We start from the raw sequence: 13,768 nt of genomic DNA on the forward strand, positions 1-13,768 counted from the left end.
CCGTGTTATGCCCGCCTGAGAAAATCGCTGTACAATCCCCCTCACGTCAACACCCCTGACGGGAGGGGTAACTCCACAGCCGGGCCTTTTCATGACAACTCTTTACAGCCAGATTCCCTCGACCGATCGCCTGTTACGTGATGAGGCGTTCGCATCGCTGTTAACCACGTATGGCCATAGCCGCGTCACGCAAACCCTGCGTCAGTTGCAGGATGAGGCGCGCGCAGCGATCCGCGACGCCCAGCGCTTGCCTGCGTGGTGTGAAAACTGGGCGCAGGCCGCGTTACAGCGCCTGGAGCATGAGAACAGCCGCGCGCTGCGTCCGGTGTTTAACCTTAGCGGCACGGTGCTGCACACCAACCTCGGGCGCGCGGTGCAGTCGCAGGCCGCCATTGATGCGGTGACGACGGCGATGGGCTCGGCGGTAACGCTGGAGTACGATCTCGACGGCGCCGGGCGCGGTCATCGCGATCGCGCCATTGCGGCGCTGCTCTGCCAGTTAACGGGGGCGGAAGATGCCTGCATCGTTAACAACAATGCCGCGGCGGTGCTGCTGATGCTGGCGGCAACGTCAGCCGGCGGTGAAGTGGTGGTATCGCGCGGCGAGCTGGTGGAGATTGGCGGCGCGTTTCGTATTCCCGATGTGATGCGCCAGGCGGGCTGCATTCTGCATGAAGTGGGCACCACCAACCGCACCCACGCCAAAGATTACCGCCAGGCAATCAATGCCAACACCGCGGCACTGATGAAAGTCCACACCAGTAACTACCACATTGCAGGCTTTACCAAAGCGGTGGAGGAAGCCGAGCTGGTTGAACTGGCGCAGGAAGCCGACCTGCCGGTGATTGTCGATCTTGGCAGCGGCTCGCTGGTCGATTTAAGCCTCTACGGTTTACCGAAAGAGCCGATGCCTCAGGCGCTGATTGCCGCGGGCGTCAGCCTGGTGAGCTTCTCCGGCGATAAGCTGCTCGGTGGGCCGCAGGCGGGGATTATCGTCGGTAAAAAGGCGCTGATTGAGCAGCTTCAGCACCACCCGCTGAAACGCGCGCTGCGGGCGGATAAAATGACCCTCGCGGCGCTGGAAGGGACATTGCGCCTCTATCTGCACCCGGAAAAACTGACGCAAAATCTGCCGACGCTGCGCTATCTCACTCGCCCACAGGCGGAGATCCGTGACCAGGCTCAGCGCTTATGCGACGCGCTTACCGCCCGCTACAGCGAGTTTGCGCTGCGCGTCGAGCCCTGTCTGTCGCAAATTGGCAGCGGATCGCTGCCCGTCGAGCGGCTGCCGGGCGCGGCGCTAACCTTTACCCCGCATGACGGCAGCGGCCGTCGTCTGGAAGCGCTGGCAAGCGAGTGGCGCACGCTGCCGCAGCCGGTGATTGGCCGTATCTATGAGGGCCGTCTGTGGCTCGATTGCCGCTGTCTTGATGATGAATCCCGCTTGCTGGAGATATTGCTGAAATGATTATTGCCACTGCCGGGCATGTTGACCACGGCAAAACCACCCTGATCGAGGCCATTACCGGCGTCAACGCCGACCGCTTGCCGGAAGAGAAGCGGCGCGGCATGACTATCGATCTCGGCTACGCCTACTGGCCACAGCCGGATGGCCGCGTGCCGGGCTTTATAGATGTGCCGGGGCATGAAAAATTCCTCAGTAATATGCTGGCGGGCGTCGGCGGTATCGATCACGCCCTGCTGGTGGTGGCTTGCGACGATGGCGTGATGGCGCAGACCCGTGAACACCTGGCGATTTTGCAACTGACCGGCAACCCGGCGCTCACCGTCGCGCTTACCAAAGCCGATCGCGTTGACGAAGCGCGCATCAACGAGGTGCGCGAAGAGGTGGAGCAGACCTTACGGGAGTTTGGCTACCCACAGGCGACGCTGTTTGTCACCGCTGCCGCCGAGATGCGCGGCATTGATGCGCTGCGCGCGCACCTGTTGCAGCTGCCGGAGCGGGCACATCCGGAGCATCAGCGCTTCCGGCTGGCGCTGGATCGCGCCTTTACGGTGAAGGGGGCAGGGCTGGTGGTCACCGGAACGGCGCTCTCTGGCGATGTCCGTATCGGCGATACGCTATGGCTCACCGGCGTTAATAAGCCGATGCGCGTGCGCGGTCTGCATGCACAGAATCAACCCGTTGAGCATGCCCACGCCGGGCAGCGCATTGCGTTGAACATTGCCGGTGATGCGGAAAAAGAGGCGCTCAGCCGCGGCGACTGGCTGCTGTCGCAACAGCCGCCTGCGCCAACGGAGCGGGTGATCGTTGCCCTCCATAGCCATACGCCGCTCACCCAGTGGCAGCCGCTGCATATCCATCACGCCGCCAGCCATGTTACCGGTCGCGTGTCGCTGCTGGAGGATGGCTTAGCCGAGTTGGTGCTGGATACGCCGCTGTGGCTGGCAGATAACGACCGGCTGGTGCTGCGCGATATCTCCGCGCGCACTACGCTTGCAGGCGCTCGCGTGGTGACGCTGAACTCGCCACGGCGCGGCAAACGCAAAGCGGACTATCTGGCGTGGATCGCTGACCTTGCGCGTGCTGAAGATGATGCGCAGGCGCTCAGCGCGCACCTGTCGCGCGGCGCGGTGGATCTCAACGCCTTCGGCTGGGCGCGTCAGCTCAGCACCAGCGGCCTGAATCTGCTGCTGGAAAATCCCTGTTTTATTCGTGCCGGTAATAACCTGCTCGATGCGCCGATAGCCGCCCGCTGGCAGCGCAAGCTGCTGGAGACGCTGGCGACCTACCATCAGCAGCACCATGACGAACCCGGCCCTGGCCGCGAGCGTCTACGCCGCATGGCGCTGCCGATGGAGGATGAAGCGCTGGTCTTAACGCTGATTGAGCGTATGCGCGAGAGCGGCGATATCCAGAGCCATCACGGCTGGCTGCATCTGCCGGAGCATAAAGCCGGTTTTAACGATGAGCAGGCACAGCTGTGGCAGAAAGCCGCACCGCTCTTCGGCGATGAACCCTGGTGGGTGCGTGATTTGGCGCGTGAAACGGGAGTTGATGAGCAGGTGATGCGCGGCGTATTGCGCCAGGCGGCGCAGCAGGGGCTGATTACCGCTATCGTCAAAGACCGTTACTACCGCAACGATCGCATTGTCACCTTCGCCAGCATGATCCGCGATCTCGATCAGGGGCGCGGCTCCACCAGCGCGGCGGATTTTCGCGACCAGCTCAATGTCGGGCGCAAGCTGGCAATTCAGATCCTTGAGTACTTCGATCGCATTGGTTTTACCCGCCGCCGGGGTAACGACCATATTCTGCGCGACAAGGCGCTCTTTATTAACGAGAAGGGTTAAGGCACTACGCCCGGGGATAAATCTGCCGATCTGCCGGGTGCGATCAAAGCGCGCAGGCAGTTTTTTCTGGCACTCTCGCTCTTTTCAGCCTCAGGCGGGAGGACGCGTGAACCGATTTATCATCGCCGATGCGGCAAAATGCATCGGCTGCCGCACCTGCGAAGTGGCCTGCGCGGTGTCGCACCAGCAAAATCAGGATTGTTCGGGCCTTAATCCCGCCCGTTTCTCTTCACGCATTCGCGTGGTCAAAACCGGCGACTTCTCCACGGCAGTTACCTGCCATCACTGTGAAGAGGCGCCCTGCGCCAGAGCCTGCCCGGTCGGTGCCATTTACCGCGCGCAGGGCGTAGTGCTGGTGGAGCAGTCGCGCTGTATTGGCTGCAAAAGCTGCATGATCGCCTGCCCGTTCGGCGCAATGGAGGTGACTTCAGCGCCGCTGCAGGCGCTGAAGTGCGATCTCTGTCAGCACCGCGATGGCGGGCCTGCCTGCGTTGAGGCCTGCCCGACGAGCGCGCTGAGTTGTGTCGATCCGGCGCGGTTACGCGAAGCGCGGCTAAAAAGCCTGCCCGCGTAAACCGTTGTCAGGCGCTGTGCTCCTGCCAGGCGCGCTCCACCTCTTCGGCGAGGATTTTAACGCCCGCTTCGATAAGCTCTGGCTCCGGCACATAGTTCATGCGCATGCATTGATGAGTGTGCGGCCACGGCTTATCGAGGCCGGGGAAGAAGTAGTCTCCCGGCACCATCAACACGCCGCGTTTTTTCAGGCGCTGGTAGAGCAGCTCGGTGCTGATCGGCAGATCTTTAAACCACAGCCAGAGGAAAATAGCCCCTTCCGGTTTATGGATCAGGCAGCGCTCCGGCGGCAGATAACGGCGCAGCGTGGCGATAGTCTCCTGCACGCGCTGGTAGTAAAACGGCTTAATCACCTCGTTTGAGAGGCGCAGCAGGTCTTTGCGCTTAATCATCTCGCACATCATCGCCGGGCCAATGCCGCCCGGTGAGAGGCTGATAATGCCGTTCATATTGCGAATGGCAGAGATAACTTTGTCATTGGCAATGATGATGCCGCAGCGGCTGCCCGGCAGGCCCAGCTTCGACAGGCTCATGCAGAGAATGATATTCGGGTTCCACAGCGGGCGCGCTTCGCTGAAGATAATGCCGGGGAAGGGGACGCCGTACGCGTTATCAATCACCAGCGGGATATTGTGCTGATTGGCCAGCACGTCCAGCTTCATCAACTCCTCATCGGTGATGACGTTGCCGGTCGGGTTGGTCGGGCGCGAGACGCAGATCATCCCCGTCTCTTCACCAATATGCAGGTGCTCGAAATCGACGTGGTACTTAAACTGCCCTTCCGGCAGCAGTTCGATATTGGGTCGCGTGGAGACGAAGAGATCCTCTTCCAGCCCGGCGTCGGCGTAGCCGATATACTCGGGCGCCAGCGGGAAGAGCACTTTGCGCGTGCTGCCGTCGGCGCGGCGGCCGGCAAAGAGGTTAAACAAGTAGAAAAACGCGCTCTGGCTGCCGTTTGTCAGTGCAATGTTCTGCGGTTCAATATCCCAACCTAACTCTTCACGCAGCATCGCGGCCAGCGCCGTCAGAAGCTCGGTTTTTCCCTGTGGACCATCGTAATTACACAGGGCATCCGTGGCGCTGCCGCTCTCCAGCATCTGCGAAAGCAGTTGTTGAAAGTAGTCGGTCATCGCCGGGATTTTTGCCGGGTTGCCACCGCCGAGCATGATAGCGCCTGGGGTGCGTAAACCGTCGTTAAGATCCTCCATCAGACGCGTAATGCCTGAATGTCGGGTAAATTTGTCGCCGAAAAGTGAAAATGTCATCGCTACTGCTCTGTCGGGCTGCGGGTGAAAGTGGCTAACCATAACGCTCTCACCCGCGAGGTGCAAATCTCCCTTCGTCGCAGTTTATCGACGTTCGTTCTTAACAAGTGTGCTTTATCAGCACAATCTTCTGGTATTACTTCTGCTGCGCCCGCCCGGCCCAGACGACCATCACTTTATCCTCGCCCTGGGTGCGCACAAAGCCGTAACCCTGTGACAACGTAAGCGATGTTTGCTTGCCGCTACCCAGCGCCGGATGGCGGGCGCGGAACTGCCCGAGCGTCTGCCAGTGGCGCAGGCTGGCGGCGGCTTTACCATCAAGATCCTGCCAGTTCATCTGCGATCGCGTCCCCTGTAGCGGATCCGAACCTGTCGGGCCAAAGGGACGATCGGTTTCGTCGCCGTAGAAGATCTGCACCGCACCAGGGGCGAGCAGCAGCAGCTCTGCCGACTGCGCACCGCCTTCGCGGAACAGGCGGGTATCGTGGGAAGAGAGGTAGCTCAGCACATTAAAGCTTTGCAGCTTCTCCGCCATCTCTTGCCAGACGCTGTCCATATTCGCCAGGCAACTGGCGGCATCTGCGGCCTGCTGCTGGTAGTCGAAGTTGATCATCGCATCGAAACCGTGCTGATAGTAAGCGCTCTGCATCACGCCGTGCCCCCAGGATTCGCCGGTCATCCAGAAGGGCGCATCGTCGATTTTCTTCTGCGGGTTGGCCTGTTTCCACTCTGCCAGCGCCGCCGTTGCCTGGGTTTTTAACTGCTGCCAGGCCTCCAGCTCAACGTGTTTGGCGGTATCAACGCGGAAACCATCAATGCCGTAGTCGCGCACCCACTGGCTCAGCCAGTGGGTCAAATAGTCGCGTGGCGTGTAACCGGCAATCTCGCGCGCGGCGGTATCCGGTTTATGACGATAAAAGAGCGGCAGCCCGGAAGCCTCTTTCGATTCGGTTTTCAGATCCGGCAGGAAGGCCAGCGACATCGTCAAATCGTCGAAACCGGGGTTGTCGTAATCGCCAATATCGGTACGGATCCACTTTTTGCCCCACCAGTTTTGCCAGGCGGTTTTATCGCTGAAGTTGATGTAATCATTGAAGCTGTGCCAGGTTTGCCCGGCGGCGGGCTTCCAGTCGGTCCAGTGCTCGCCGAGGGTTTTTTTGCGCTCCTCCTCTTTCAGGTAGAGTGCGCCGAACTGGTAGGTCTGCATATCCGCAAGCGTTGCGTAACCGGCGTGGTTCATCACCACATCAAACAGCACGCGGATGCCGCGGCGGTGCGCTTCATCAACCAGCGTGCGCAGATCGTTTTCATCGCCCATATTGGCGTCGAGGCGCGTCCAGTCGAGCGTGTAGTAACCGTGGTAGGCGTAGTGGGGGAAATCCCCTTTGGTGCCGCCACCAACCCAGCCGTGGATCTGCTCCAGCGGCGAGCTGATCCACAGCGCGTTTACGCCGAGTTTTTGCAAATAGTCGAGCTTGCTGGTCAGCCCCTTCAGGTCGCCGCCGTGAAAGGTGCCAATCTCCTGCATGCCATCTTTGTGCCGCCCGTAGCTGTTGTCATTGGCGGGATCGCCGTTGACATAGCGGTCGGTCAGCACGAAGTAGACCGTGGCGTTATGCCACTGAAATGGTGCCGCGCCGCGCGTCTGCGCAGGCTCAAGCAGCAGCAGGCCGTTGCTCTCTTTCGCTGGCAGCAGCGTGATTTTGCCCTCGCGCACCGTCGCGGTTTGCTGGCTGTAGAAATCCCGCACTTCGCTGCCTTCCGGGAAGGTGTCGACCACCGGAATGGTCAGCGGTTTATCGCTGCGCACCGGGCACTGGCGCGCCACCACCGTTTGCTTCTCTGCCGGGGCTTTCACGCTGATTAACAGCGTCGGCGTGCCGGAGCGGGTATCAAGCTGGAGCTGATAATCGCCGTCGCGGAAGATGCGCCACTGCGGCGCGCTGGCGCTGCACGGCACCAGCGACAGCATCTGATTGAGCTTGATGGCACTTGCAGGCTGCCAGCACGCATCGCCTTGCTGCACGGTAACGGGCATCTCACCCTTTTTCAGCGTTGCCTGGCTGCGCCAGACGCCGGTGCCGTCGTCAGTTAATGCGGGAAAACCGGCCGCCGTCCAGTTGGCGCAGGCGACGCCGGGCAGTAACAGCAGAAGTAAGGCAGCGTGTTTCATCAATAAGCCCCGTGATAGCGATTTTCCCTAGTGTGCCCGTCTGCTGGCGCGGGTGACTCCTCCCCATCGCCGGTTCGCCAGGGAGGAGGGCAAGGGTTGAGAAAATACGTAAAACGTGCGGTTTTCGAAATTGCGATAATCGCCGCAATTTTAAGAAGTTGTGCGCTTTATATGCAGTTTACCGGTGACATAGTTTCAGAATTGGATTATTTCTGTACGTGCCCGATAAGGTTAATTTTGGTATGATTTGCGATTCAGCCCGCAAAATCGTGCATAAAAGAAGGCGTTGGAATGCTTATATCCGACCAGGAGACCTAATGATATCGATACCCATGCGACGAAGTGGGGCGACGATACTCATGTTTTTCACCTTGATGTTTTCAGGTGGAGTGCTGGCAAAAACGCACACAGAAACAGCGAGTCACAAAGCCCACGTCACTAAGGCAAGCGTAAAAAAACAGGCAAGCAGTAAGAAAGAGTATTCTCGCAATAGTGTAAAAAGCCGTTCACTTCCTGATTTGCGAAAATACCCTTCCGGGACACCACGAAAGAGAGCGTTTCTCCGGACCGTAATGCCTTACATCACCAGCAAAAACGCTGCGATCACCGCGGAGCGTAACTGGCTGCTCAGAAAACAGTATGACAGCCAGTGGTCGCCCTCTGAGCGCACGCGCATGAAGGATATTGCCAAACGCTACAAAGTGAGCTGGTCCGGGAATACGCGCCGTATTCCGTGGAACACGCTGCTGGAGCGCGTTGACATTATTCCGGACAGCATGGTCGCCACCATGGCCGCAGCAGAGAGCGGCTGGGGCACCTCTAAGCTGGCGCGCAGCAACAACAACCTGTTCGGCATGAAGTGCGCGAAAGGCGCCTGTAAAAGCGGCTCGGGCAGAGTGAAAGGCTACTCGCAGTTTGGCTCGGTGCAGGAGTCGGTAGACGCTTACGTCACCAACCTGAACACGCATGCGGCCTATGCTTCATTCCGTAAATCCCGTGCGCAGCTGCGTAAAGCGGACCAGGAAGTGACGGCGACGGCAATGATCCACAAGCTGAAGGGCTACTCCACCCGCGGCGCGAGTTATAACAACTATCTGTTTGCCATGTATCAGGACAATCAGCAGTTAATTGCCGCCCACATGTAACCCCGCTTGCTGAAACGCCTTCCGCCCGGAAGGCGTTTTTCTTTGCGCCTAAATCAGGATTTCGCTGTAGCGATCGCGATAATCCTTCGGCGTGCTGTCGTAAGCCTTGCGGAAGACCGAGTAGAAGTACTGCAATGACGGGTAGCCGCACATCTGCGAAATCTCATTGATAGAGAGCGAGGTGGAGATCAGCAGGCTGCGCGCCTTCTCCAGCTTCTCGGCGTGGATCACCGCGTGAATGGTTTCGCCCACCTCCTCCTTGAAGCGCTTCTCCAGATTGGAGCGCGAAATACCGACCGCATCCAGCACTTGATCGACCTTAATGCCTTTGCAGGCGTGGTTGCGGATGTAGTGCATCGCCTGAATCACCGCCGGATCGTTCAGCGAACGGTAATCCGTTGAACGGCGGGCAACCACCCGCATCGGCGGCACCAGCAGACGCTGCAACGGCATCGCTTCGTTATCCAGCAGCCGGTGCAGCAGCTTCGCGGCCTGGTAGCCCATCTGCCGTGTGCCCTGCGCCACCGAAGAGAGCGCGACGCGGGAGAGGTAGCGGGTCAGCTCTTCGTTATCGATGCCGATCACGCACAGCTTCTCCGGCACCGGAATATGCAGATGGTCACAGACCTGCAAAACGTGGCGCGCCCGCGCGTCGGTAACGGCGATAATCCCCGTTTGCGGCGGCAGCGTTTGCAGCCAGTCGGCAAGGCGATTTTGCGCATGCTGCCAGTTTTCCGGCGCGGTAGTCAGCCCCTGGTAAACCACACCGCGATACTTCTCCTGCGCTACCAGCTGGCAAAAAGCATATTCCCGCTCGGCGGCCCAGCGCTTGCCGCTCGAGGCGGGCAGGCCGTAAAAGGCGAAGCGATGCACCCCTTTCTCTTTAAGGTGCAGAAACGCGCTCTCAACCAATGCGTGGTTGTCGGTGGCGATATAGTGCACCGGCGGGTAGTGCTCCGGCGTGTGGTAAGAGCCGCCGACGCCGACAATCGGTACATCGACATCCGCCAGCAGCCGCTCAATCTCCCGGTCATCGTAGTCGGCGATCACGCCGTCGCCGAGCCACTCCTTAATGTTCTCAATGCGGGCGCGGAAATCCTCTTCGATAAAGATATCCCACTCCGATTGCGACGCCTGAAGATACTCCCCAACGCCTTCGACCACCTGGCGGTCGTAGGCTTTATTCGCGTTAAATAACAGCGTGATGCGATGGCGCTTTTCAAACATAGTGGTTCGCTTCCTGACTATTCATCAGTTCTGATTACCATATTCAACACACTGCCGGACAAAAATAATCCGGCAGTGTGATCGCGCCTCGGTTCGCCTGGCTCAGGCGCGACGTTTGGTGGCGGAGTCCATCCACACCGCCAGCAGTAAAATGGCTCCTTTGACGATGTACTGCCAGAAGGGGGGGACATCCATCATGCTCATGCCGTTATCCAGCGAGGCCATAATGAAAGCGCCCATTACCGCGCCCGCCACGCTGCCGATGCCACCCGCGAGGCTGGTGCCGCCAATCACGCAGGCGGCAATCGCATCCAGCTCGGCAATGTTCCCGGCCGACGGCGAACCGGCACCGAGACGCGAGCTGAGGATAAGCCCGGCAATCGCCACCATCAGGCCATTGATTGCGAAGACCGCCAGTTTGGTGCGCTCAACGTTAATACCCGAGAGCCGCGCCGCTTCAAGGTTGCCGCCAATGGCGTAAATGCGGCGGCCAAAAGCGGTGCGCGTTGCCATAAACAGACCTGCCAGCAGCAGAAATACCAGCAGCAGCACCGGTGTCGGCACGCCGCGGTAATCATTCAGCAGCCAGATGGCACCGAGCACGATCACCGCGATCAGCGCCTGGCGCCCCACCGCATGGCTGGAGGAGGAGGTGGCTAAGCCCAGCGACTGGCGGCGCATGCGTCCGCGCCACTGCCAGAGCACAAATGCCACCAGCCCCAGCGCGCCCACTCCGAAGCCAACACCGTCCGGCAGATAGCTCTGGCCGATTTGCGACATCGCCGCGCTGGTAGGTGAAACGGTCGTGCCGTTAGTAATGCCTATTAACACGCCGCGAAACGCCAGCATCCCGGCAAGGGTGACGATAAACGACGGCACTTTACGATAGGCCACCCACCAACCGTTCCATGCGCCGAGCAGCAGGCCAAGCAGCAGCGTCACCACCACGGTGAGCGGCAAGGGCCAGCCGAGCCAGACGTCGAAAATGGCTGCCGCACCGCCCAGCAGGCCCATCATCGAGCCTACCGAGAGGTCAATCTCTGCCGAGATAATGACAAACACCATCCCCACCGCGAGGATGCCGGTGATGGCGGTCTGGCGCAGCAGGTTAGAGATATTACGCGCGCTCAGGTAGGCACCGTCGGTCATGCCGGTGAAAAAGAGCATGATCACAACGATGGCCGCAAGCATCACAAACACCTGCAGGTTGAGTGATTTCAGCCCGGAGAAGGGGCCCGGCGACGCGGTGGATAACTGACTTTCAGACGGGTTGCTTTTCGACATGATGTTCGCTCCTCAGCGCCGCTTCCATAACCTGCTCCTGGGTCAAATGACGGTTGATAAGATCGGCTTTCAGCTTCCCTTCGTGCATCACCAGCACGCGGTCGCTCAGGCCCAGCACTTCAGGCAGCTCGGAGGAGATCACAATCACCGCGATCCCCTGCTGCACCAGTTGGTTAATCAGTTTGTAGATTTCATACTTCGCGCCGATATCGATGCCGCGCGTCGGCTCATCGAGGATCAAAATGCGCGGGTTGAGCAGCAGGCAGCGGGCGAGAATCGCTTTCTGCTGGTTGCCGCCGCTCAGCCGGCCAATCGCCAGCTCCGGCGACGAGGTTTTTACTTTCAGCCGCTGGATGGACTGCAAAATGCACGCCTGCTCGGCGGCGTCATCGAGGCTGCTCAGGCTGCCGGTAAACTGGTTTAGCGCCGCCAGCGTGATGTTTTTGCCCACCGCCATCACCGGCACAATGCCGTCGCGCTTGCGATCCTCCGGCACCATGGCGATGCCGTGGCCAATCGCCTGCTGGCAGTTGCGGATCTCAATCTCCTTGCCATCCAGAAAAATTTTTCCCTCCCAGCGGCCTGGCCAGACGCCAAACAGGCACTGCACGGCTTCGGTGCGCCCGGCGCCGACCAGCCCGGCAATGCCGAGGATCTCGCCGCGCTTGAGGCTAAAGGAGACGTCGTTGACGCGTTTGATATGGCGGTTAACCGGATGCCAGGCGGTGAGGTGCTCGACGCGCAGGATCTCCTCGCCGTGAGTGTGAGGTTCATTGGGGTAGAGCGCGGTCAGCTCACGGCCCACCATCATGGTGATGATGTCATCTTCACTCATCCCTGACGCATCGCGGGTGCCGATATGCTTCCCGTCGCGGATAACGCAGATGACGTCGGAAATCGCTTTCACTTCATTGAGCTTATGGGAGATGTAAACGCAGGCGATATCGTGGTTGCGCAGGTCGCGGATGATATCGAGCAGCACCGCCGTCTCCTGCTCGGTCAGCGAGGCGGTCGGCTCATCTAAAATCAGCAACCGCACCTGTTTGTTCAGCGCTTTGGCGATCTCCACCAGCTGCTGCTGGCCCAGGCCTAAGTCACCGACGCGGGTATCTGGCGAGATGGCGAGGCTCACCTGTTTGAGCAGCTTTTCGCAGCGCAGCGTCATCTGGTCGTAATCCATCACGCCGTGGCGGGTGATCTCCGCGCCAAGGAAGATGTTCTCCAGCACCGTGAGATGTTTCACCAGCGCCAGCTCCTGGTGAATGATGGCGATCCCTTTGCGCTCGGTATCGCGGATATGGCTCGCTTGCAGAAGCTCCCCTGCAAAGTAGATTTCGCCTTCATAGCTGCCGGTCGGGTAGATGCCGCACAGCACTTTCATCAGGGTCGATTTACCCGAGCCGTTTTCGCCGCACAGGGAGAGCACTTCGCCCGCGTTAAGTTGCAGGCTGACGTTATCAATCGCCTTCACGACGCCGAAGGCTTTGGTGATGTTCTTCATTTCGAGTAAGTAAGGCATGGCTGCTCCACGTCGATCGCTTATCAGACAGCGCCTGAAGTGAGGGCGGCGGCGCGCCTGATTCTGGACTCAGGCGCGCCGTCTTTTTCAGAGCTGATTCTTCTGGTGGAAGCCGTCTTTGATCACCGTGGCGTCAATATTCTCTTTAGTGACTTCAATCGGCGTCAGCAGGCGGGCGGGCACATCTTTCAGGCCATTATTAAGTGAAGCATCGGCCTTCGGCTGCTTACCGTTGCCAAGCTCGACGGCGATCTCCGCCGCGGTGTTGGCAAGCTGGGTGATAGGTTTATAGACGGTCATCGTCTGGCTGCCGTTGATCAGGCGTTTGACCCCGGCGAGATCTGCATCCTGACCGGAGATGGCAACTTTGCCCGCCAGCCCCTGCGCGCTCAATGCCTGGATAGCGCCGCCAGCGGTTGCGTCATTCGAGGCCACCACGGCATCGATTTTATTATTGTTGGCGGTCAGCGCGTTCTCCATTATTTTCAGCGCGTTTTCCGGCAGCCAGCCATCGACCCACTGGTCGCCGACAATTTTAATTTTGCCGCTGTCGATATAGGGCTTCAATACCTTCATCTGCCCGGCGCGGAACAGCTTGGCGTTATTATCCACCGGCGAGCCGCCCATTAAGAAATAATTACCCTGCGGCACCTTATTGACCAGGCTTTGCGCCTGTAATTCCCCGACTTTTTCATTGTCGAAGGAGATATAGAAATCGATATCCGCATTATTAATCATGCGGTCATAGGCCAGAACTTTAATTCCTTCCTGTTTGGCTTCTTTCACAACGTTACTTAATACCTGACCGTTGTAGGGAATAATAACCAGCACGTCGACGCCGCGGTTGATCATATTTTCAATTTGCGACATCTGGGTCTCTTCATTACCGTTCGCCGACTGGACAAAGACATCGGCACCGAGGGATTCGGCTTTCTTAACAAAAATATCGCGATCTTTTTGCCAGCGTTCAAGACGGAGATCGTCAATCGCCATGCCGATTTTTATCGTTTTGGCATGGCTGAACGTGCTGGCAAGCAGCAGGGTGGCGCAGAGTGTAAGGCAGAGATTCTTTATCTTCATAATAGGAATACCTTTCGTAGGGTGGTGTGCGAGATAAAAGAAACGTGCACTGCTTAGAACGAGCAAATTCTTAACGCAGAATGGAATAGTGGCAATTACAGATTTTAATAGGCGGGTTACGTTTTTTGGTTTATTTGCTGATTTATGACCCCGATCTTATTTTAAAAAAAATAAAACTGGCGTTGCA

General features: G+C 58.8%; 10 protein-coding genes. 4 read left to right on the forward strand and 6 right to left on the reverse strand.

From position 1 onward, the window contains the following. Positions 1–91 precede the first annotated feature (91 nt). The 3 genes from selA (at position 92) to SOM48_RS17300 (ending at position 3,889) form a co-directional block, all read left to right on the forward strand. Complete coding sequence (gene selA, locus SOM48_RS17290) at positions 92–1,468, forward strand: L-seryl-tRNA(Sec) selenium transferase (protein ID WP_320512620.1); 1,377 nt, start codon at positions 92–94, stop codon at positions 1,466–1,468. Then, positions 1,465–3,315 carry a selenocysteine-specific translation elongation factor gene (gene selB, locus SOM48_RS17295; protein WP_320512621.1) on the forward strand — a complete coding sequence of 617 codons (1,851 nt, stop codon included), beginning with the start codon at positions 1,465–1,467 and terminating at the stop codon, positions 3,313–3,315. Before selA ends, selB begins: the two co-directional genes overlap by 4 nt. 106 nt (positions 3,316–3,421) lie before the next feature. After that, positions 3,422–3,889, forward strand: a complete 468-nt coding sequence (locus SOM48_RS17300) for a 4Fe-4S dicluster domain-containing protein (RefSeq protein ID WP_313275219.1) — start codon at positions 3,422–3,424, stop codon at positions 3,887–3,889. 7 nt (positions 3,890–3,896) lie between these two features. On the opposite strand, the gene avtA is transcribed toward SOM48_RS17300, so the two are convergent. Then, a complete protein-coding gene (avtA, locus tag SOM48_RS17305) occupies positions 3,897–5,153 on the reverse strand; it encodes a valine--pyruvate transaminase (protein ID WP_187291293.1) in 1,257 nt (418 codons plus the stop codon). Positions 5,154–5,289: 136 nt separating this feature from the next. Further along, positions 5,290–7,326 (reverse strand): alpha-amylase, encoded by a 2,037-nt coding sequence (locus tag SOM48_RS17310; protein WP_320512623.1) that lies wholly within the window; start codon positions 7,324–7,326, stop codon positions 5,290–5,292. A 317-nt stretch (positions 7,327–7,643) separates the two neighbouring features. Here SOM48_RS17310 and SOM48_RS17315 point away from each other — a divergent pair, with 317 nt between their 5' ends. After that, positions 7,644–8,471, forward strand: coding sequence for a protein bax (locus SOM48_RS17315; RefSeq protein ID WP_076769334.1), 828 nt, complete (start codon positions 7,644–7,646; stop codon positions 8,469–8,471). A gap of 48 nt (positions 8,472–8,519) precedes the next feature. Here the strand turns inward: SOM48_RS17315 and xylR are convergent, their stop codons facing one another. The 4 genes from xylR to xylF all read right to left on the reverse strand — a co-directional run bounded on the left by xylR (position 8,520) and on the right by xylF (position 13,581). Continuing rightward, on the reverse strand, positions 8,520–9,698 hold the full coding sequence (gene xylR / locus SOM48_RS17320) for a D-xylose utilization transcriptional activator XylR (RefSeq protein ID WP_042718640.1): 1,179 nt from the start codon (positions 9,696–9,698) through the stop codon (positions 8,520–8,522). A gap of 102 nt (positions 9,699–9,800) precedes the next feature. Continuing rightward, complete coding sequence (gene xylH / locus SOM48_RS17325) at positions 9,801–10,982, reverse strand: xylose ABC transporter permease XylH (protein ID WP_320512624.1); 1,182 nt, start codon at positions 10,980–10,982, stop codon at positions 9,801–9,803. Then, positions 10,960–12,501, reverse strand: coding sequence for a xylose ABC transporter ATP-binding protein (locus SOM48_RS17330; protein ID WP_320512625.1), 1,542 nt, complete (start codon positions 12,499–12,501; stop codon positions 10,960–10,962). The genes xylH and SOM48_RS17330 overlap by 23 nt, the downstream gene beginning before the upstream one ends. 87 nt (positions 12,502–12,588) lie before the next feature. Further along, a complete protein-coding gene (gene xylF, locus SOM48_RS17335; RefSeq protein WP_128481904.1) occupies positions 12,589–13,581 on the reverse strand; it encodes a D-xylose ABC transporter substrate-binding protein in 993 nt (330 codons plus the stop codon). Positions 13,582–13,768: the final 187 nt, after the last annotated feature.

The organism is Kosakonia sp. CFBP8986 (assembly GCF_034044935.1).
In the GTDB taxonomy this organism is placed as follows: Bacteria; Pseudomonadota; Gammaproteobacteria; order Enterobacterales; family Enterobacteriaceae; genus Kosakonia; species Kosakonia cowanii.